This is a genomic window from Formosa undariae (assembly GCF_042427615.1).
Taxonomy (GTDB): Bacteria; Bacteroidota; Bacteroidia; order Flavobacteriales; family Flavobacteriaceae; genus Formosa; species Formosa undariae.
Window position 1 is genome coordinate 534,319 of sequence record NZ_JBHMEZ010000012.1, and the last position, 21,638, is coordinate 555,956.

At 34.7% G+C, this 21,638-nt stretch carries 15 protein-coding genes; 12 read left to right on the plus strand and 3 right to left on the minus strand.

Features of this window, described 5'->3' with window-relative positions:
- Positions 1-91: 91 nt before the first annotated feature.
- Positions 92-391, minus strand: coding sequence for an HPF/RaiA family ribosome-associated protein (locus ACFFVB_RS13255; RefSeq protein WP_382383453.1), 300 nt, complete (start codon positions 389-391; stop codon positions 92-94).
- Positions 392-645: 254 nt separating this feature from the next.
- Between ACFFVB_RS13255 and ACFFVB_RS13260 the strand changes: the two genes are divergently transcribed.
- From ACFFVB_RS13260 to ACFFVB_RS13300, 9 genes are all read left to right on the plus strand, one after another.
- On the plus strand, positions 646-1,227 hold the full coding sequence (locus ACFFVB_RS13260) for a non-canonical purine NTP diphosphatase (RefSeq protein WP_382383454.1): 582 nt from the start codon (positions 646-648) through the stop codon (positions 1,225-1,227).
- 177 nt (positions 1,228-1,404) lie between these two features.
- Complete coding sequence (locus tag ACFFVB_RS13265; RefSeq protein WP_382383455.1) at positions 1,405-3,240, plus strand: DEAD/DEAH box helicase; 1,836 nt, start codon at positions 1,405-1,407, stop codon at positions 3,238-3,240.
- A gap of 86 nt (positions 3,241-3,326) precedes the next feature.
- Entirely contained in the window at positions 3,327-4,091 is a 765-nt protein-coding gene (locus ACFFVB_RS13270) for a carboxypeptidase-like regulatory domain-containing protein (protein WP_382383457.1), read from the plus strand.
- Between the two features lie 357 nt (positions 4,092-4,448).
- Positions 4,449-6,218 carry an AMP-dependent synthetase/ligase gene (locus ACFFVB_RS13275; protein WP_382383459.1) on the plus strand — a complete coding sequence of 590 codons (1,770 nt, stop codon included), beginning with the start codon at positions 4,449-4,451 and terminating at the stop codon, positions 6,216-6,218.
- A 119-nt stretch (positions 6,219-6,337) separates the two neighbouring features.
- On the plus strand, positions 6,338-6,769 hold the full coding sequence (locus tag ACFFVB_RS13280) for a MarR family winged helix-turn-helix transcriptional regulator (protein ID WP_382383461.1): 432 nt from the start codon (positions 6,338-6,340) through the stop codon (positions 6,767-6,769).
- Positions 6,770-6,788: 19 nt separating this feature from the next.
- Positions 6,789-9,197, plus strand: coding sequence for a 3-hydroxyacyl-CoA dehydrogenase/enoyl-CoA hydratase family protein (locus ACFFVB_RS13285; RefSeq protein WP_382383462.1), 2,409 nt, complete (start codon positions 6,789-6,791; stop codon positions 9,195-9,197).
- A gap of 134 nt (positions 9,198-9,331) precedes the next feature.
- Entirely contained in the window at positions 9,332-10,522 is a 1,191-nt protein-coding gene (locus tag ACFFVB_RS13290) for an acetyl-CoA C-acyltransferase (protein WP_382383463.1), read from the plus strand.
- Positions 10,523-10,567: 45 nt separating this feature from the next.
- A complete protein-coding gene (locus ACFFVB_RS13295) occupies positions 10,568-10,927 on the plus strand; it encodes a four helix bundle protein (RefSeq protein WP_382383464.1) in 360 nt (119 codons plus the stop codon).
- A gap of 52 nt (positions 10,928-10,979) precedes the next feature.
- On the plus strand, positions 10,980-12,788 hold the full coding sequence (locus ACFFVB_RS13300) for an acyl-CoA dehydrogenase FadE (RefSeq protein ID WP_382383466.1): 1,809 nt from the start codon (positions 10,980-10,982) through the stop codon (positions 12,786-12,788).
- 99 nt (positions 12,789-12,887) lie between these two features.
- On the opposite strand, the gene ACFFVB_RS13305 is transcribed toward ACFFVB_RS13300, so the two are convergent.
- Entirely contained in the window at positions 12,888-14,714 is a 1,827-nt protein-coding gene (locus ACFFVB_RS13305) for a glycoside hydrolase family 15 protein (protein WP_382383468.1), read from the minus strand.
- Positions 14,715-14,795: 81 nt separating this feature from the next.
- Here ACFFVB_RS13305 and ACFFVB_RS13310 point away from each other — a divergent pair, with 81 nt between their 5' ends.
- The 3 genes from ACFFVB_RS13310 (at position 14,796) to ACFFVB_RS13320 (ending at position 20,024) form a co-directional block, all read left to right on the plus strand.
- On the plus strand, positions 14,796-17,000 hold the full coding sequence (locus tag ACFFVB_RS13310; RefSeq protein WP_382383469.1) for a bifunctional alpha,alpha-trehalose-phosphate synthase (UDP-forming)/trehalose-phosphatase: 2,205 nt from the start codon (positions 14,796-14,798) through the stop codon (positions 16,998-17,000).
- A 70-nt stretch (positions 17,001-17,070) separates the two neighbouring features.
- Complete coding sequence (locus ACFFVB_RS13315; RefSeq protein ID WP_382383471.1) at positions 17,071-18,366, plus strand: M28 family peptidase; 1,296 nt, start codon at positions 17,071-17,073, stop codon at positions 18,364-18,366.
- 20 nt (positions 18,367-18,386) lie between these two features.
- Positions 18,387-20,024, plus strand: coding sequence for a M1 family metallopeptidase (locus ACFFVB_RS13320; RefSeq protein ID WP_382383473.1), 1,638 nt, complete (start codon positions 18,387-18,389; stop codon positions 20,022-20,024).
- A 78-nt stretch (positions 20,025-20,102) separates the two neighbouring features.
- Here the strand turns inward: ACFFVB_RS13320 and ACFFVB_RS13325 are convergent, their stop codons facing one another.
- Positions 20,103-21,569 carry a sigma 54-interacting transcriptional regulator gene (locus tag ACFFVB_RS13325; RefSeq protein WP_382383475.1) on the minus strand — a complete coding sequence of 489 codons (1,467 nt, stop codon included), beginning with the start codon at positions 21,567-21,569 and terminating at the stop codon, positions 20,103-20,105.
- Positions 21,570-21,638: the final 69 nt, after the last annotated feature.

Sequence of the window (21,638 nt, forward strand, 5' to 3'; positions counted from 1 at the left end):
CATTGAAACTTCTAAGATTTAAAACTAGAGCACAAAAAAACGGATGATAAAAAATAAATCTTATCATCCGTTACTTTGTAAGCCTTGTAAATCATGAATTTACCAATATATGTTTTCGTTTTTTAAGTTGAGTTTCTAAATCTGCAATCGTATTTTTAACTGCTATTTCGTACGTTCTTTCTTGTGAAGATGCAAAAATTCGAGGCCCAGGAGCGCTCAATTCAATTTTACAAATTTTACCATCTTCCTTTTCCTTCTGGATCGTATCGAAAACGACTTCTGCAGAAATAATCCAATCGTATTTTAAAGCTAATTTATTCAGTTTTTCGGTTACGTGCGCATTCATAGCTTCACTAGTCGCCATATGAATGTATTGAATGTTTATAGTCATAGATCGTATTTTATGTTCTCCCATAAAGTTAATAATAAACAGTGTGTTTTCATATGATATTCATCATAAATAATTGTGAAATAATCAGTTTTAAGCGTTACAGATTCGGTATTAAAATGTATTTAACTTAAAATCATGTTTTTAATCAATTTCATTCCAAAAACAAATTATATGCTAAATGTCTATTTTATGGATTTTCAATTCAAAATCATTTTAAAATATTAATTTAGCCATATAAAGCTCCAAACTAAAGTATGAAACTCGTATTCGCTACCAACAATAACAATAAAATAAAGGAAGTTCAATCCTTAATCCCAAGTCATATCACGCTTTTAAGTTTAGCCGATATTGAGTGTTTTGAGGACATTCCAGAGACTCAACCTACGATTGAAGGCAATGCAATTCAAAAAGCAGAATACGTAAAAGATAATTATGGTTTCGATTGTTTTGCAGACGATACAGGTTTAGAAGTAGATGCTTTAAATGGTGCTCCAGGTGTCTATTCTGCACGTTTTGCAGGTCCGCAACGAGATGCTCTAGATAACATGAAAAAGCTCCTAACAGATTTAGAACAGTCTTCGAACAGAGACGCTAATTTTAAAACAGTTATCGCCTTATCACTTCAAAATAAAATGGAAACATTTACAGGCATTTGTGAGGGAGATATCACGAAAACGCAACACGGTACAGATGGATTTGGCTACGACCCTATTTTTAGGCCAAAAGGTTTACAACAAACCTTCGCAGAAATGCCTCTAAGTCAAAAAAACACTATTGGTCATCGTGGTAAAGCGGTTTCTTTATTGGTTAAATATTTAAACAGTTTAGAATCATAAATTAAAACACTGATTTACAATAAATTAATCATAATTAGTTTATTCGGAATAAAACACTACCTTTGCAGCTTTAAATTCCTCAGAGAGAGGATGTGTTACTTGGAAGTTTAAGGTTAAGTATGTCGATTCCCTTCTAGTTTAACACTTACATACTTTAATCGAATACTTATTACAAGAATGAACACATTCCAAGATTTAGGTCTTAATGAAGACTTATTGCGCGCTATTACCGATATGGGCTTTGAAACCCCTAGTGAAGTCCAAGACAAAGCCATCCCATTATTATTAGAAAGTGAAATAGATTTAGTTGCATTAGCACAAACAGGAACAGGTAAAACTGCTGCGTTTGGTTTCCCAATGCTTCAAAAAATTGATATAAGCAGTAGAACAACTCAAGGGTTAATCTTATCTCCTACTCGTGAACTTTGTTTACAAATTACAAACGAAATTAAAGCTTACGGTAAATATTGTAAAGGTTTAAACGTTGTTGCTATTTACGGTGGATCTAGTATCCAAGACCAAGCAAGAGACGTAAAACGTGGTGCTCAAATTATTGTTGCAACTCCAGGACGTATGAAAGATATGATTAGCCGTAACATGGTTGATATTTCTAAGATTACTTATAGTGTACTTGATGAAGCAGATGAAATGCTTAACATGGGTTTCAAAGAAGATATTACAGATATTTTATCGCACACACCTGCAGATAAAAACACGTGGTTATTTTCTGCAACTATGCCAAAAGAAGTTGCAACTATTGCTAAAAAATTCATGCATAATCCTACCGAAATTACTGTAGGAAATAAAAACGAAGGTAGTACGCAAGTATCTCACGAGTACTATTTAGTAAACTCTAGAGACCGTTACCAAGCATTAAAACGTTTAGCAGATGCTAATCCAGATATTTTCTCTGTTATTTTCTGTAGAACAAAACGTGATACTCAAAAAGTAGCAGAACAACTTATTGAAGATGGTTATAACGCTGGAGCACTTCACGGTGATTTAAGCCAAAACCAACGTGATTTAGTAATGAAATCGTTTAGAAACCAACAAATCCAAATGTTAGTTGCAACAGATGTTGCTGCTCGTGGAATTGATGTAGACGATATTACTCACGTAATTAACTACCAATTACCTGACGAAATCGAAACCTACAATCACCGTTCTGGTCGTACTGGACGTGCTGGTAAAACAGGTATCTCTATGGTAATTGTTTCTAAAAGTGAAGTTAGAAAGATTAAAAGTATAGAGCGTATCATTAAAAAAGAATTTATCAAAAAAGAAATTCCAGATGGAATGGAAATTTGTGAAGTTCAACTAATGTCTCTAGCAAATAAAATACACGGTACAGAAATTAACCCTGAAATTGATAAGCATTTAGATAGTATTAATACATTATTTGCTGATACAACTAAAGACGAATTAATTCAGAAATTTTTCTCTGTAGAATTCACACGTTTCTTTAATTACTACCAAAAATCTAAAGATTTAAACGTCGCTGAAAACTCTAGAGATAGAGAAACTAGAGAACATGTAAGCAACGACGATTCTGCTCGTTTCTTTATTAATGTTGGTACTCGTGATGGTTTCGACTGGATGAAATTAAAAGATTTCTTAAAAGAAGTTTTAGAATTAGGTCGTGACGATGTCTTTAAAGTGGATGTTAAAGAGAGCTTCTCTTTCTTTAATACTGAAAAAGAAATTAAAGGAAAAATATTAGAATTCTTTACTGATTATAAACACGACGGACGTTTTGTTAATGTTGAAGAAACAGAAAACAAAGGTGGCGGTAGTCGCGGTGGTAACAGAAGTCGTGGCGGTGGCGGCGGTGGTCGTAGTAGAGATAGAAAAGAAGGTGGATTTAGAGGAGAAAGACGTTCTAAACCAAGCGGAGATGGAAGAAGAAGAAATTCTGATTCTGACTCTAAACCAAGACGTTCAAATTCTGACTCTGGTTCAGACAGAAGAAGCGATTCTTCGTCTTCATCTAGACCAAGACGTTCTAGACGCTAAGCAATCTGTTAATATTTAGTCAAAAGAAATAAATCTTCTTCTAAATTGTTATTTAGTTTGCTACTTTTATGCCTAACAAAATTATAATGAAATATATTTTTTTCCTTTTAGCTCTGATTTTTACATCTTCAATTGTATTTGCCCAAGAGGGTAACACAAATGTAATTGGGGTAATTATTAATGGTTCTAACGACGAACCTCTAGAAGGCGTGAATATTGTAAATATTAATCAAGTTACAGGTAGCACAACAAATGGGAAAGGTGAGTTTGAAATCGTAGCGAAAGCTAACGACACGCTTCATCTATCTTATTTAGGTTTTAAATCTATAAAAGTAAAAGTTACAAACGACTGGATAAAATTCGGAAGTTCAACGATTGCTTTAACAGAATTAGCATTAGCATTAGAAGAAGTTATTGTAAACCAGTTTAGACTTACGGGTTATTTAGAAGTAGATATCGCGCAAGTTCCAATTAACACGAATTACCAATATAGTATTTCGGGATTACAATACGGGTACGAGGCAGGAAAAGGTAATGGCGTAAATAAGATATTAAGTTCTATATTTAATCCCGCCGATTTCTTATACAATACCTTCGGAAAAAAAGCTCAGGAAATGAAAAAACTGAAGCAAATGAAACAAAACGATGAGATTAGGAATTTACTATCCTCACGTTTCGACCGAGAAATGTTAACCGTTCTTTTGCAAGTAGATCGTGTAGATTTAGATGAAATTGTTAGACAATGTAATTACTCTAAAGATTTTATAAACACAGCTACAGACCTTCAGATTCTTGACGCCATTAGTGGATGTTACGAAGAATACAAGGTGCTAAGCCGGGGTCGCAAGTAAATAAAACAACTCATATTATAAGACTGTCTTTGCAAAAAGACAGTCTTTTTTATTTTAAGCTTTTTATTACTATACTGGGATAAGATTTGATAAAAAACATTTAAAACTTTAATTATTTTTCTTGAATAAAATCACAGAATACGGCATATAACTCTTAAAATAATGCTAAATCTATTACTCCAGCCAATTAAAGTTGCTAAAAAAAACTCTTCAGTTATTAAATTCTTACTATATTACAACATATAAAACAAGATTAATAACTAATTAGCATTCATATTAATTATAATTTAATATTTGTAAATTTGTAATGTCTTAGACAATAATATAATTTACAATACTGATTCACATTTTCGATTCATGATAAACATAACACGATTATTTGATTTCCCGTATTATCAGTTAGAGAAGTATAATTTAAATAAGTCTTTAACAACAAAATACGGAGATAAGTGGGTATCTCTATCCACACAAGACTATATAGATCAAGCCAATGCTATTAGCAGAGGCTTACTTCGTCTTGGCATAAAACCAAACGATAAAATAGCTGTAATTTCTACGAATAATAGAACGGAGTGGAATGTAATGGATATTGGTATTTTACAAATAGGTGCTCAAAATGTACCTATATATCCAACAATTTCTGAAACAGATTACGAATATATCTTAAATCATTCTGAAGCTACATACTGTTTTGTTTCAGATACAGGCGTTTTAGATAAATTGAACAAAATTAAAGGCAACACCCAATTAAAAGGCGTGTATACTTTTGATGACATTCCGAATGAAAATAGCTGGAAAGATCTTTTAGAACTAGGAAAGAATAAATCTAACCAACTAGAAGTGGAAGCGCACAAAGCAAACGTTAAGCCTAACGATTTAGCGACCTTAATCTATACGTCTGGGACTACAGGTACACCTAAAGGTGTTATGTTATCTCATGAGAACATAGTAAGCAATGTTTTAGCCAGTGAAAGCAGAGTACCTTTCGATAAGGGAGCTTCCCGTGCGTTAAGCTTCTTACCTATTTGCCATGTTTTTGAGCGCATGCTACTCTATCTATACCAATATTGTGGTGTAGAGATTTATTTTGCCGAATCCATCGATAAAATGAGTGATAATTTAAAGGAAGTCCACCCGCATGTTATGACGGCTGTTCCTAGATTATACGAAAAAGTATATGACAAAATTGTTGCTAAAGGAGGTGAATTAACAGGCATTAAAAAAGCATTATTCTTTTGGGCTCTAGACTTAGGCCTTAAGTATGAACCTTATGGAAAAAATGGCTGGTGGTACGAAAAACAATTAAGCATAGCTAGAAAATTAATTTTTAGTAAATGGAAAGAAGGCTTAGGTGGGGATATACAATTAATGGTATCTGGTAGTGCGCCATTACAATCTAGATTAACACGAACATTTGCAGCAGCAGGCATACCAATAATGGAAGGCTATGGTTTAACCGAAACCTCTCCTGTTATCTCTGTTAACGACGAAAGAAATTTTGGTTTCAAAGTTGGAACGGTTGGAAAACTAATCGATAAGGTTGAAGTAAAAATAGCTGAAGACGGAGAAATCCTTGTAAAAGGTCCAAATGTTATGTTAGGCTATTACAAAGATCCTGTAAAAACAGCTTCCGTAATGACTGGAGATTTTTTCCATACTGGTGATATAGGAGAAATTGATACGGAAGGTTTTTTAAAAATTACCGATCGTAAAAAAGAAATTTTTAAAACAAGTGGTGGTAAATATGTTGCCCCTGCCGTTTTAGAAAACAGATTAAAACAATCCCGTTTTATAGAACAGGTTATGGTTATTGGTGAAGGCGAAAAAATGCCAGCTGCTTTAATTCAGCCAAATTTCGATTTTATAAAAGAATGGGCAAAACGTCATAAGTTGGATACTAGCGATATGTCCGCAATCTTAAACAATGAACAATTCTTAAATCGTGTTCAAAGAGAAATAGATTTCGCAAACAAAAAATTTGGTAATTGGGAACAAATTAAAGTTTTTAAAATTACTCCAGAAACTTGGTCGATAGAATTAGGGCACCTCACTCCGACCTTAAAGCTAAAACGAAAAAACATCAAAGAAATATACAAACCTTTGATAGAATCTATATATCGTCCTTAAATTATTAAACTCCTTATAAAAATAAGGAGTTTTTTTTGTCTATATCTTTCGTTAAAATTTTGTTTTTATTATGCATGCATAATATTTTTTACTATATTTGGTTTAGACAAAAAAAGAAAATGAAAGATAAAACAATCGACTATGTACTAAGAACCACATGGTTAGCTGTTAACAAAATGTATAACGAACAAGGTGCTAAATTTGATAGTACAATGGCCACCGGATTCGCTTTACTAAGTATAGATCCCGAAAAAGGAACACCGTCAACCTCTTTAGGCCCAAAAATGGGCATGGAAGCGACAAGCTTATCTAGAATTATAAAGAATCTAGAAAAACAAGGGCTTATAGAACGAAAACCAAATCCTAAGGATGGCCGTGGTGTATTAATTTACTTAACCGATTTCGGAAAACAAAAACGAGAAATCTCAAGAGATCATGTTCTCCTTTTCAACGAAGCTGTAAGAGAAAATATTTCAGTAGAGAAAATTAACCATTTTTACGAAGTTGCAGAAGTGATCAACGATTTAATTTCAAACAAAAAAATATATTAACGAAAGCCTATTTAATAAAATGAGCACACGTAGAATAAAAAAAGTAGCAGTAATTGGATCTGGAATTATGGGAAGCGGTATCGCTTGTCATTTTGCCAATATTGGCGTAGATGTACTTTTACTAGACATCGTTCCAAGAGAACTTAATGCTATCGAACAAGCAAAAGGATTAACGTTACAAGACGACGTAGTTAGAAATAGAATGGTCAACGATTCGCTTTCTGCTGCTTTAAAATCCAAACCCTCTCCTATATATCATCAAAAATTTGCAAGTCGTATTGCGACAGGTAACTTAGAAGATGATATTGCTAAGGTGAAAGATGTCGATTGGATTATTGAGGTTGTTGTCGAACGTTTAGACATTAAAAAACAAGTGTTCGAAAATCTTGAAAAACATAGAACACCAGGTACTTTAATAACCTCTAATACCTCTGGAATTCCAATTCACTTTATGAGTGAAGGTCGTTCAGAAGATTTTCAGAAACATTTCTGCGGAACTCACTTTTTCAATCCTGCACGTTACTTAAAATTATTCGAAATTATTCCAGGACCACAAACTTCTCCCGAAGTTCTAGATTTCTTAAATGGATATGGTGAACAGTTTTTAGGAAAAACATCTGTTGTTGCTAAAGACACACCTGCATTTATAGGAAACCGTGTTGGGATTTTCAGCATAATGAGTTTATTCCATGCAGTAAAAGACATGGATTTAACGATCGAAGAAGTCGATAAACTTACCGGTCCCGTAATTGGTCGACCGAAATCGGCAACCTTCCGTACGGTAGATGTTGTAGGTTTAGACACCTTAGTTCATGTTGCTAATGGGTTGTATGATAACGTTCCCAAAGATGAACGTCATGACCTATTTAAATTGCCAGATTTCATTAGTAAAATGATGGAAAATAAATGGCTAGGAAGTAAAACAAAACAAGGATTCTATAAACTAGAACGTCATAAAGATGGAACTAAAGATATTTTGTCACTTGACCTAAATACGTTAGAATATCGTCCAAACAAAAAAGCAAATTTTGCGACTTTAGAATTAACGAAATCGATTGATAAGGTTGTCGATCGTTTTAAAGTACTAGTTGCAGGAAAAGATAAAGCAGGAGATTTTTATAGAAAGAACTTTGCTGCCTTATTCGCTTATGCTTCGAATAGAATTCCTGAAATCTCAAACGAATTATATAAGATTGATGATGCCATGAAAGCGGGTTTCGGTTGGGAACATGGACCTTTCCAAATTTGGGATGCTATTGGTGTCGAAAAAGGAATTAAAATCATGGAGGCCGAAGGTTTTAAACCAGCAGCATGGGTTACCGATATGTTAGCTTCTGGGATTTCATCTTTCTATGCGGTAAAACAAGGTGCATCATACTTTTATGATATTCCATCCAAAAAACAAGAAAAAGTTCCTGGTCAAGATGCATTCATCATTCTGAATAACATAAGAAAATCAAATGAAGTCTTTAAGAATTCAGGTGTTGTTATTGAAGATTTAGGTGATGGTATTTTGAATTGCGAATTCCAATCTAAAATGAACACCATTGGTGGTGATGTTTTAGCTGGAATTAATAAGGCGATTGATTTAGCTGAAAAAGATTTTCAAGGTTTAGTCGTCGGAAATCAAGGTGCAAACTTCTCTGTTGGAGCAAACATTGGAATGATTTTTATGATGGCTGCAGAACAAGAGTACGACGAATTAAACATGGCCATTAAGTATTTTCAAGATACTATGATGCGCATGCGCTACTCTTCTATTCCTACCATTTCTGCACCTCACGGTATGGCACTTGGTGGTGGTTGCGAATTATCGCTTCACGCCGATAAAGTAGTTGCTGCTGCAGAAACATATATGGGACTTGTAGAATTTGGTGTTGGTGTAATCCCTGGTGGTGGTGGCTCTAAAGAAATGACGTTAAGAGCGCAAGACACTTTCAAAAAAGGAGATGTAGAATTGAATACGCTCCAAGAGTATTTCTTAACCATTGGTATGGCAAAAGTATCAACCTCAGCATACGAAGCTTTCGATTTAGGTTTACTTCAACACGGTAAAGATGTTGTGGTCGTAAATAGAGACAGACAAATTGCAACTGCTAAAGCACATGCTAAATTAATGGCTGAATCTGGATATACGCAACCTATAAAACGTACCGACATTAAAGTGTTAGGAAAACAAGCTTTAGGAATGTTCTTAGTAGGAACAGATTCTATGGAAGCCAGCCGTTTTATTAGTCCGCACGATCAGAAAATAGCGAATAAACTAGCTTACGTTATGGCAGGTGGAGATTTATCTGAGCCGACTTTAGTCAACGAACAATACTTATTAGATTTAGAACGCGAAGCTTTTTTAAGTCTATGTACAGAGCGTAAAACTTTAGAACGTATTCAGCATATGTTGAAAACAGGAAAACCTTTAAGAAACTAGTGGCCCCCTAACCCCCAATGGGGGAAAATTAAAATGAGTTCAATACTATTTGAACCTAGTAAAATATAAGAAATAACACATAAAATCCTATTTACCCCTAATAGGCATTCCCCCTCGGGGGCTAGGGGGCTAATATGAAACAAGCATATATAGTAAAAGCATATAGAACAGCAGTTGGAAAAGCACATAAAGGTGTATTCCGATTTAAAAGAACGGATGAATTAGCTGCCGAAACCATCAAACATATGATGAAGGAATTGCCTGGTTTAGATCCAAAACGTATCGACGATGTTATTGTTGGTAACGCGATGCCAGAAGGCTCACAGGGACTTAATATGGCGCGTTTAATTTCACTTATGGGATTAGATATTGTAGATGTTCCTGGCGTAACCGTCAATCGTTTTTGTTCTTCTGGAATTGAAACAATCGGAATGGCTACAGCAAAAATACGATCTGGTATGGCCGATTGTATTATCGCTGGTGGTGCCGAAAGCATGAGTTCTGTTCCGATGACAGGGTATAAACCAGAACTGAATTACGACATCGTAAAATCTGGACATGAAGACTATTATTGGGGTATGGGAAATACTGCTGAAGCTGTAGCAACTCAGTTTAAAGTATCTCGTGAAGATCAAGATGAGTTTGCCTACAATTCGCATATGAAAGCGTTAAAAGCACAAGCCGAAAACCGCTTTCAAGATCAGATTGTGCCAATTAATATCGATGAAACCTATATTGATACTAACGGAAAAAAAGCAACAAAATCATATTCAATAACCAAAGATGAAGGTCCAAGAGCAGGAACAACTATAGAGGCATTATCTAAACTGAGAGCCGTATTCGCTGCAGGCGGAAGTGTAACAGCTGGTAACTCATCTCAAACTAGTGATGGTGCTGCATTTGTTATGGTTATGAGCGAAGATATGGTGAAAGAATTAGGACTAGAACCTATAGCGCGCTTAGTAAATTATGCAGCCGCAGGTGTCGAGCCTCGTATCATGGGAATTGGTCCGGTAAAAGCGATTCCGAAAGCACTTAAACAAGCAGGATTGAAACAAGAGGATTTAAGCTTAATAGAATTAAACGAGGCTTTTGCGTCTCAATCTATAGCCGTCATTCGTGAGTTGGATTTAAACTCAGATATTGTAAACGTAAACGGAGGTGCTATAGCTTTAGGTCACCCACTAGGATGCACAGGAGCTAAATTATCTGTACAACTGTTTGACGAAATGCGTAAACAAAACATGAAAGGGAAATATGGTGCAGTAACCATGTGCGTAGGTACAGGACAAGGTGCTTGTGGGATTTTTGAGTTCCTAAATTAAGATGTAAGATAATAGAGCATAGAAGAGAGAAAAGGGACGCTAAAGATGAGTACACGTCATAATTATAAGAATTTAAAAATTTGGAAGCTAGGATTGGAAATTGCTAATGATACTTCTGATTTATTGTTAAATTTTCCAAAACATGAAATGTACGATTTAAGTTCTCAATTAAGCAGGTGTTCTGTATCAATACCAAGCAACATTGCAGAAGGTTCGTCTAGAACAAACAAATCTTTTAGTCATTTTTTAAACATTTCTTTAGGCTCTTCTTTTGAATTAGGAACGCAATTATTAATAGGACATCACAGACAATATATAAACCAAGAAACATTAAAACAATTAGAAAATAAATTAGAAGAATTTCAGAGAATGACAATGAGTTTTCAAAATAGCTTAAGTCAATAATCTATGCTCTTTATTCTATTATCTATTTTCTCAAATACAAACAACTAAAAACATGGAAACTAAACAAAAAGATATAATTAGAGGCGGGCAATTTCTTGTAAAAGAAACCCTTTGTGATGATATATTTACTCCTGAGGATTTTTCTGAGGAGCAAAAAATGATGAAAGAAGCCGTTATTGAATTTAACGACCGTGAAATAATTCCGCATAAAGCAAGGTTCGAAGCGAAAGATTACGCGCTTACAGAAGAAGTGATGCGTAAAGCTGCAGAACTTGGTTTTCTGGGAGTTTCTGTACCCGAAGAATATGGCGGACTCGGAATGGGGTTTGTATCGACCATGTTAACTTGCGACTATATCTCTAGTGGAACGGGATCTTTTAGTACCGCTTTTGGTGCGCATACAGGAATTGGAACCATGCCAATTACACTTTATGGAACCGAAGAACAAAAACAAAAATACGTACCTAAATTAGCAACAGGCGAATGGTTTGGAGCTTATGCTTTAACAGAACCGGGCGCTGGTAGTGATGCCAATTCAGGTAAAACAACTGCGAAACTTTCAGACGATGGGAAATCGTATGTGATTAACGGACAAAAAATGTGGATTTCGAACGCAGGGTTTTGTAGTTTAATGATTGTTTTTGCACGTATCGAAGACGATAAAAACATTACAGGTTTCATCGTAGAATTTGATAAAAACAGTCCAAATGGTATCACTTTAGGAGAAGAAGAACACAAATTAGGTATTCGCGCTTCTTCGACAAGACAAGTCTTTTTTAACGATACCGTCGTGCCTGCAGAAAATATGTTAGCAGGTCGTGGTGAAGGTTTTAAAATCGCGATGAATGCTTTAAATATTGGTCGTATTAAGCTCGCTGCTGCCTGTTTAGACTCTGAGCGTCGTATAACAACAACCGCAGTTAAATACGCTAATGAACGTAAACAATTTAAAACGCCTATTTCAGATTTTGGAGCGATAAAAGTAAAACTAGCTGAAATGGCAACGAATGCTTATGTTGGTGAATCTGCATCTTATAGAGCGGCAAAAAATATTGAAGACCGTATCGCCATGCGTCAGGCTTCCGGAAACACACATCAAGAAGCAGAATTAAAAGGTGTTGAAGAATACGCTATAGAATGTTCTATTTTAAAGGTAGCCGTCTCAGAAGATGTACAACATTGTGCAGATGAAGGTATTCAGATTTTTGGAGGAATGGGGTTCTCTGAAGACACGCCTATGGAAGCAGCTTGGAGAGATGCGCGTATCGCTAGAATTTACGAAGGAACTAACGAGATTAACCGTATGCTTTGCGTAGGAATGTTAGTAAAAAAAGCAATGAAAGGTCATGTGGATTTATTAGGTCCAGCCATGAAGGTTCAAGAAGATCTTATGGGAATTCCGTCTTTCGACACTCCTGATTACTCTGCATTACTTTCGGAAGAAAAAGCAATGGTGGCTAAATTGAAAAAAGTATTTTTAATGGTTGCCGGTGCTGCCGTTCAAAAATTCGGACCTGCTCTAGAAGAGCACCAACAATTGCTAATGGCTGCTTCAGATATATTAATCGAAATTTACATGGCGGAATCGGCTATTTTAAGAACCGAAAAGAATGCTAAGCGTTTTGGAGAAGATTCTCAGAAAGAGCAAATCGCAATGTCTAAATTATATTTATATCAAGCTGTAGACATTGTTGAGAAAAAAGGAAAAGAGAGTATTATTTCTTTTGCTGAAGGAGACGAACAACGCATGATGTTAATGGGACTTAAACGTTTTACAAAATATGTAAATTACCCAGATATTGTAGATTTAAGAAACGAAATCGCAGAAAAAGTAAAATCAGAAAACAAATATTGTTTCTAAAAATAATGCATGACTAATTCAAATTACTTTTAATTAAAGAGGCCAATTCTATACTAGAATTGGCCTCTTATTTTTATGTATGATAATTTAAATCACATTTTATAATTTGTCATTTTCATCGACATTATCTCTCATACACACTTTAACTTTTTCTTCGTCTGTGACTTTCGATAAGTTAATTGCAGTTTCAATTAATGCTAAGTGAGAATATGCTTGTGGGAAGTTACCCAACAATCTTTTGGTCTCAAAATCTATGTCTTCACTAAATAAACCTAAGTGATTACTATACGATAATAACTGATCGAAAAGGGCTTTCGCCTTTTGCTCCTCTCCTATCTTATATAAACTATTAATAAACCAGAATGTACAAATTGTAAACGATGAAGATGGTAATCCAAAATCATCTTTATTTTTATAACGATACAGTAATCCGTCGTTGCTTAAATCCCGCTCAATACCTTTTACAGTACTCACATACTTAGGATCTTTAGCATCTATAAATCCGTAAGGTTCCATTAATAAAACAGAAGCATCTAAATCGTCTGAACCATAAGATTGTGTAAATGCTTGTACCTTTTCGTTCCAAGCATTCTTCATGATATCTGCTTTAATTTCCTGTTCTAAAGGAATCCATTTTTTCAACTTAGCTGTTTTTCCTAAAATTTCAGCAACTTTAATCGCTTTATCTATAGCAACCCAACACAATACTTTAGAAAAGGTGAAATGACGTTCTTCTGTTCTAAATTCCCAGATACCCTTATCTGCTTCTTTCCAGTGCTTGTTAACCACCCAAACGATTCCTTTTGTAATGGTCCAAATTTCTTCACCGTTTTCAATATCAGTTTTAAAATTAACTAATTGTTGGTGAATAACATCCATTAAAATACCGTAAATATCGTTCTGTCTTTGCTCGTAAGCTGCATTTCCAACACGTACTGGTTTAGACCCTTTATAACCGCTTAAATGATCTAAGGTTTCTTCGGTTAACTTTTTCTCTTTGTTAATCCCATACATAATCTGAAGCTTTTCATCTTTATCTGGAATTAAATCAATAATGAATTTTAGATAACGCTTTGCAATATTTTTATGACCTAAATGTGATACCACTTTCACCACCATCGATGCATCTCGAATCCAACAAAAACGATAATCCCAATTACGAACCTCTCCTATTGTTTCTGGTAAAGACGTTGTGGCCGCAGCTAAAACAGCTCCTGACTTATCGTAAGTCAACAGTTTTAAAGTAATTGCACTTCGGTTAATTTCTTTAGTATATCCTTCGTAAGCAGGCGTTTTATCCATCCAGTTTAACCAATACACTTTGGTACGTTCAAACTCGATATATGCCTTTTGAACATCTGGCTTAAATATTTTCTCGTTATAACCTATTAAGAAGTAAGCATCTTCTGTCAGTTCAATTTCTTTAGCATTTATCACAGCATCCTTATCTAAATCTGTATATAAAAATAAGGTATCAAATTTTTCCTTATCGGTCAAACTTACAATAAAGTCATCCTTTATATAAGTATTTGTTTCACCTAAAGCATATTCCAATTTTGGAGCATAATCTACAGTGAATTTTGGGCGTCCTGATTTATATTTTAAAAATCGGATAATTTCTGGAGGCGATTGGTAACCTCCTGAAGTTTTATGATATCTCGGCATAAAATCCAAAATATCGAAAGCATCGACTCCATTACTAAATGAAGTGACCAAAATAGCTGTATTGTTAAGATATTTTTGTGTAATAGTGTAGCTGTCGTCTACGGAAAATCCGAATTGCCCTCCAATATTTTCATCTAAAAGCTTAGCAAAAACAGAACTTGAATCAAATTCTGGTAAACAACACCAATCAATAGATCCTGTTTTCGAAATGAGTGCAGCACTTCTGCAATTTCCTATAATTCCATAATCTAAATTATTCATTAAATTTTATATTTTATATGGTTAGCAACCTATTTTTCTTTAAATTAACGAAAAACTTATTGCTAATCAAAATTCAACCCCATGAATAAGACTATTATAGTCTCAAATAGACTCCCTTTACAAGTAAAATTAGAAGATTCTAAGCTCGAAATCAAACCAAGTATTGGTGGTTTGGCGACAGGAATGAAATCTGTACATGCCGAAGGCAATGGCATTTGGATAGGTTGGTCAGGATTAACTGAAGAAGAACTTACTCCAAAATTAAAAGAAGAAATAAAAAAAGAGGTCACAAAAGAAAAATGTGTCACTGTTCCTCTAACTACTGAAGATGTCGATAATTTTTACCTCGGTTTCAGTAATAAAACACTTTGGCCTTTATTTCATTATTTCATGGAATATACGTCTTTTGAACATGCAGAATGGGAATCTTACAAAGCCGTAAATCAAAAATTCGCAGATGTTGTTCTCGAAAATGTTAATGACGGAGATACCGTTTGGGTACATGATTATCAATTATTATTGCTTCCTAAATTAATTCGAGACAAAAAACCGAACATTTCTATCGGTTTCTTTTTACATATTCCATTTCCATCTTTCGAAATCTTTAGAACATTCCCTTGGCGTGAAGAATTATTAGAAGGTATGCTTGGTGCCGATTTACTTGGTTTCCATACTTACGATTACGAACGTCATTTCTTAAGTTCTATAAAACGTATTTTAAGATTAGAAGTGAATTTTAATAATATCGATTATCACGACCGCACCATAAAAGTAGATTCTTTCCCAATGGGAATCGATTACAATAAATTTTATAATGCGGCTTTAGTTAACAATACGCAGCAAAAAAAGGAACGTACGGAACTACAACGCCGTTTAGATGAACACATAAAATCTGATTCCGATGCTAAAATTATACTGTCTATAGACAGACTGGATTATACTAAAGGGATCCCGAAACGATTACGAGCTTTCGAATATTTTTTAACTAAATATCCTGAATATAAGGAAAAAGTAAGACTAATTTTACTCGCTGTGCCTTCGCGTTCTAACGTCCCTCAATACCAGAAACTAAAACGTGAAACAGACGAATTAGTAGGACGGATTAACGGAAAATTCTCTACCGTAAGTTGGACTCCTGTTTGGTATTTTTATCGTTCTATGCCATTTGAAAATTTAATCGATTTATACACCACATCAGATATTGCTTTAATTACGCCTATACGAGATGGAATGAATTTAGTAGCTAAAGAATATGTGGCTACACGTACCAATCAAGACGGTGTCCTTATATTAAGTGAAATGACGGGAGCTTCAAAAGAGATGAACGAAGCGCTACTTATAAACCCTAATAATTTCGATCAAATAGCAGATACCATTAAGCAAGCTATAGAAATGCCTATTGAAGAACAGCAAAATAGAATTAAAATTCTTCAAAATAGATTAGAACGTTATAGTGTCGAAAAATGGGCCGAAGAATTTTTAAAAGCATTAGATTCTACTAAAGATCAAGATGAAATTTTTATTTCTAAACGATTAAACCCTGAATTAAAGCAGGATATTTCAAAAGCATTCAAAAATGCAAAGAAAAAACTCTTATTATTGGATTTCGATGGCACTTTAGTCGGATTTAAAGACAATCCAAAAGACTGTAGACCTGACGCTGAATTATTTGAATTATTAGATAAAATAAACGCTAATGAGGGTGTAAAGCTTGTAATTATTAGTGGTAGAGATCGAGAAACTTTTGAAGATTGGTTCGCAGGAAAAGATTATACTTTAGTTACCGACCACGGTGTCTGGCTAAAAGAAAAAGATCAAGAATGGACTATGCTAGAGCGTCTTAAAAATGATTGGATGGAAAATATTCTTCCCGTTTTAGAAACGTTTGTAGATAGAACGCCTGGAACTTTTATAGAAAAGAAGAAATATTCTTTAGCATGGCATTACAGAAAAACAGATCCTGAATTAGCGCAAGTAAGAACGACAGAGTTAAACACAGTACTTAATAGTTTAATTGAGAACCATGGTCTTACCGTTTTAAAAGGAAATAAAGTCACCGAAATAAAAAGCAGTAATGTCAATAAGGGGCGAGCAGCCGCACGTTTACTTACTCAAGATAATTTCGATTTTATGTTTGCTATTGGAGACGATTGGACAGACGAATATATGTTTGAAGAATTGCCTGACTCAGCTTATACAGTAAAAGTAGGTTTCAAGAAAACAAGTGCGAAATACCACATTAAAAACACAGATGAAGTTCGTGAACTATTAAAGACTTTTGTTTAACATTAAATTTTATTTGAGAACTACTATGACGTGTCGTTTATATTTATGCTTACTATTTTGTTGTAGTAGCATGTTATTATCTGCTCAAAACCATCAATTAATATACAGTATTATTGATTCGGTTTCTGCAGACCGCATTAAAGAAGACGTTAAAACACTTACAGAATTTGGTACACGTAATACGTTTAGTGATACCATATCTAATACACAAGGGATAGGCGCTGCAAGACGTTGGATTAAGAATGAATTTGATTCGATTTCCAGCACTTGCAATTCTTGCCTAAATGTATTTTATCAGAAAGATTTTGTAACCAAAAAAAGTAACGCAAGAGTACCCCATGACACTTGGGTGGTGAATGTTGTAGCCGTTCAAAAAGGTACAACTTACCCAAACCGTTATATAATTATGACGGGAGATATCGATTCTAGAGCTAGCAATACTTTGGATTTTAAAACCGATGCCCCCGGAGCAAATGATAATGCATCAGGAATGTCTGGTACTATCGAAGCCGCTCGTGTATTATCTAAGTATAAATTTGAAAACAGTATTGTATATTTAGGTTTATCTGGTGAAGAACAAGGGTTATTTGGAGGTGCTGGATTTGCAGCCTATGTCAAAGCGAATAACTGGGATATTATTGGAGTCTTTAATAATGATATGATTGGTAATATTGAAGGTGTAGATGGAGTGATCGATAACAGATCTTTCCGAATATTTTCAGAACCTGTACCGCAAACTGAAACAGAAAAAGAGCGAAAATCTCGTCGTTTTTATGGAGGTGAAGTCGATGGTATTTCTCGTCAATTAGCACGATATATTCATAAAACCACACAAACGTATATGCCAGAAATGAATCCTATGATGATTTACAGATTAGATCGCTTTGGAAGAGGTGGTCACCACCGTCCCTTTAACGATTTAGGCTATGCGGGAGTCCGTATCATGGAAGCTCACGAAAATTATACGCAACAACATCAAGACGTTCGTACCGAAAATGGTATTGAATATGGAGATACTTTTGAACACGTAAACTTTGATTATGCTAAGAAATTAACAGCAGTAAACGCCATTAATTTAGCGTCTTTGGCGTCTGCCGCTCCTGCTCCATCTACCGTAGCCATTGGAGGTATTGTTCAAGCATCGGCTAAATTAAAATGGAATACGGTTCAAGGTGCTGTTGGTTATAAAATTTACTGGAGAGACACCACGTCTCCAACTTGGGATCATAGCAGAACTGTGGGCAACATTACAGCTTTCACATTAGAAGGTATCGTTATTGATAATTATTATTTTGGTGTGGCATCTATCAATAAAAACGGATTTGAAAGCCCTGTCGTTTTCCCAAATAGCATTATAAAAAATTAAATTATTTAAAATTTTAAACTTTGAAAAAATTCAACTTACTATTTCTTACTTTTTTATGTTTAGCAACTTCGGCATATAGCCAAATGTTGTCTAATAAAACCGTTTTCACACATCAGGACACCCTTCGTGGAAGCATAACTCCCGAACGTGCTTGGTGGGATTTAACTTATTATCACTTAAATATCGAGGTCCTACCTGAAACCAAATATATTACAGGAAAAAACACGATTCAATATACCGTTTTAGAACCTGCGAATGTGCTACAAATCGATTTACAAGTGCCTTTAAAAATCACAAAAGCCACCCAAGATGGTAAATCTTTAAACGTGATTACTGAAGGAAATGCACATTTTATAACACTAACAAAAACACAAACAAAAGGAGCAACAAATAGTATTGATGTCTATTACGAAGGACATCCGAAAGAAGCAGTAAAAGCGCCTTGGGATGGCGGATTTTCTTGGAAAAAAGAGGACAACGGAAAGGATTTTATAGCCACATCTAATCAAGGTTTGGGTGCTAGTGTATGGTGGCCTTGTAAAGATCACATGTACGACGAAGTAGATAGTATGGATATTAGCGTGACCACTCCAAAAGGTTACATGGATGTTTCTAACGGAAAACTAACGGATACAAAAACTTTAGACGATGGAAGAAAGATTTTTACATGGTCGGTTAAAAATCCTATAAATAATTACGGTGTAAATGTAAACATTGCGGACTACGTTCATTTTTCCGAAGTTTTTCCTGGCGAAAAAGGCCCTTTAGATATGGATTATTATGTATTAAGAGATAATCTTGAAAAAGCTAAAAAGCAATTTAAAGATGCCCCAAAAATGATGAAGGCTTTCGAACACTGGTTTGGACCATACCCATTTTACGAAGACGGATTTAAATTGGTAGAAGTACCTTACCCAGGTATGGAACACCAAAGTTCTGTGACTTATGGAAATAAATACGAAAACGGATACTACGGGCGCGATGTCTCAGGTTCTGGTTGGGGATTAAAATTCGATTTTATAATCATTCATGAATCAGGTCACGAATGGTTTGCCAATAATATTACGTATAAAGATATTGCAGACATGTGGATTCATGAAAGCTTTACAGCCTATTCTGAAAATCTGTTTGTAGACTATCATTACGGTAAAGAAGCCTCTGCAGAATATGTAATTGGAACACGTAAATCGATTAAAAACACCAAACCTATTATTGGAGTCTATAACGTAAATAGTGAAGGTTCTGGAGATATGTATACCAAAGGAGCCAATATGCTTCATACACTGAGACAATTAGTCGATGATGATGAGAAATGGAGACAAATTTTACGCGGACTTAACAAAACGTTCTATCACCAAACGGTAAGTACCAAGCAAATAGAAGATTATCTTAGTCAAGAATCTGATATCGATTTAACTGCATTTTTCAATCAGTATTTAAGAGATATTCGTATTCCTACTTTAGAATATGAATTTAAAAATGATGCCTTAAATTACCATTGGACTAATATAGTTAGCGGTTTCGATATGCCTATTCAAGTGACTATTGATGGTAAATCGCAATGGATTACGCCAACAGAAGCGTGGAAATCTATGCCTATTAAAAATAAAACGTTAGAAGTAGATATTGACTTTTATGTCAATTCTGAAATGTTATAAATTACAACTTAATTATTTCATATTAAACCATAAAAAAACGCCATCCGTAAAGATGGCGTTTTTTTGGTTTATATATTTTTAAAGGCCTTTTATAAAACTTCCATAAGGATCTTTAAATTGAATCCCTTCAGTATATCTAAATTTACTTAATTTATTAAACTGCACCAATCCCCAAAGCACAAACTCCATTACAAAATAGCGTTCACTCTCCTTTAAGTCGGGCTGATATTTCGTCATTAATGCGTTTAATGGTCCTATAGCATCTAAAGTTTCTTTATACTTCTTTTCGGTCAAGTCGTCTAACAACTCAAAACCGTCTTCACTATTAAAAAACCAAGATACAAGATCGTCGTAAGGCAATTCGTCTTCTTGCTTTTCTAATTTTTCAATCTTCGGAAAATATTTTGGAAACAACGTCTGAATAGCATCACCAATTAAATTGAAGGCAACCACAGAAGCACCTTCCTGTTCTCCTTCGTAAACCAGTTCTACTTTACCTGTAATTGCAGGAATTATTCCCACAAAATCACCTAAACGAATTGTCGTTTTATCATCGCCAGAAATAAGTGCTCTACGCTCGGCTGTACTCACTAAATTTTCTAAAGCTGTAATTCCTAAACGTGCACTCACTCCACTTTTTGCATCTATAAATTCATTATCGCGAGCTTCGAAAACAATTTGTTCCAAGATATCTTTCGCCAATTCAGGAATAGCAATCATCTCGGTTTGATGCGCGTTTAATTTAGCCTCTTGCTGGGTTATCTTTTTAGCCGTTGCTAAGTCTACCGGATAATGCGTGATAATCTGAGAACCAATTCTATCTTTTAAAGGTGTCACGATACTTCCACGATTGGTATAGTCTTCTGGGTTTGCAGTAAACACAAACTGAAGATCTAAAGGTAACCGCAATTTAAATCCGCGGATTTGAATATCTCCTTCTTGAAGAATATTAAATAAAGCCACCTGAATTCTAGCTTGTAAATCGGGTATTTCGTTAATCACGAAAATACAGCGATTAGCTCTAGGAATCATTCCGTAATGTATTACGCGATCGTCTGCATAGCTCAGTTTTAAATGTGCTGCTTTTATAGGATCTACATCTCCTATTAAATCGGCCACCGTTACATCGGGTGTTGCTAATTTTTCTGCAAAACGTTCACTTCTTGGCAACCAAGTAATGGGTGTATCATCTCCTTTTTCTTCAATTAATTCTGTTGCAAACCTAGAGATTGGCCGTAATGGATCGTCATTAATTTCCGAACCTGCAACGACAGGAATATAATCGTCTAATAAATTCACCATCAATCGTGCTAAACGCGTTTTTGCTTGTCCGCGTAATCCTAATAAATTGATGTTATGTCGCGATAAAATGGCACGTTCTAATTCTGGAACAACGGTGTTTTCGTAACCGTGAACCCCTTCAAAAACAACGTCATCATTCTTTAATTTTTTAATTAAATTATCACGTAATTCATCTTTAATCGATTTACTCTTATATCCTGAAGCCTTTAAAGCTCCTAGTGTTTTTATATTTTCAATTTTCATTCTTATCTATTTTAGTATTAGCCCTGTATTATTGGGGTTACTCTAAAGTTTAAAATTCTTTATGGTTTT

Excerpts from the sequence above, each read along its gene's own strand:
- ACFFVB_RS13255 (WP_382383453.1), bottom strand. The coding sequence starts at position 391 with ATGACTATAAACATTCAATACATTCATATGGCGACTAGTGAAGCTATG.
- ACFFVB_RS13260 (WP_382383454.1), top strand. The coding sequence starts at position 646 with ATGAAACTCGTATTCGCTACCAACAATAACAATAAAATAAAGGAAGTT.
- ACFFVB_RS13265 (WP_382383455.1), top strand. The coding sequence starts at position 1,405 with ATGAACACATTCCAAGATTTAGGTCTTAATGAAGACTTATTGCGCGCT.
- ACFFVB_RS13270 (WP_382383457.1), top strand. The coding sequence starts at position 3,327 with ATGAAATATATTTTTTTCCTTTTAGCTCTGATTTTTACATCTTCAATT.
- ACFFVB_RS13275 (WP_382383459.1), top strand. The coding sequence starts at position 4,449 with ATGATAAACATAACACGATTATTTGATTTCCCGTATTATCAGTTAGAG.
- ACFFVB_RS13280 (WP_382383461.1), top strand. The coding sequence starts at position 6,338 with ATGAAAGATAAAACAATCGACTATGTACTAAGAACCACATGGTTAGCT.
- ACFFVB_RS13285 (WP_382383462.1), top strand. The coding sequence starts at position 6,789 with ATGAGCACACGTAGAATAAAAAAAGTAGCAGTAATTGGATCTGGAATT.
- ACFFVB_RS13290 (WP_382383463.1), top strand. The coding sequence starts at position 9,332 with ATGAAACAAGCATATATAGTAAAAGCATATAGAACAGCAGTTGGAAAA.
- ACFFVB_RS13295 (WP_382383464.1), top strand. The coding sequence starts at position 10,568 with ATGAGTACACGTCATAATTATAAGAATTTAAAAATTTGGAAGCTAGGA.
- ACFFVB_RS13300 (WP_382383466.1), top strand. The coding sequence starts at position 10,980 with ATGGAAACTAAACAAAAAGATATAATTAGAGGCGGGCAATTTCTTGTA.
- ACFFVB_RS13305 (WP_382383468.1), bottom strand. The coding sequence starts at position 14,714 with ATGAATAATTTAGATTATGGAATTATAGGAAATTGCAGAAGTGCTGCA.
- ACFFVB_RS13310 (WP_382383469.1), top strand. The coding sequence starts at position 14,796 with ATGAATAAGACTATTATAGTCTCAAATAGACTCCCTTTACAAGTAAAA.
- ACFFVB_RS13315 (WP_382383471.1), top strand. The coding sequence starts at position 17,071 with ATGTTATTATCTGCTCAAAACCATCAATTAATATACAGTATTATTGAT.
- ACFFVB_RS13325 (WP_382383475.1), bottom strand. The coding sequence starts at position 21,569 with ATGAAAATTGAAAATATAAAAACACTAGGAGCTTTAAAGGCTTCAGGA.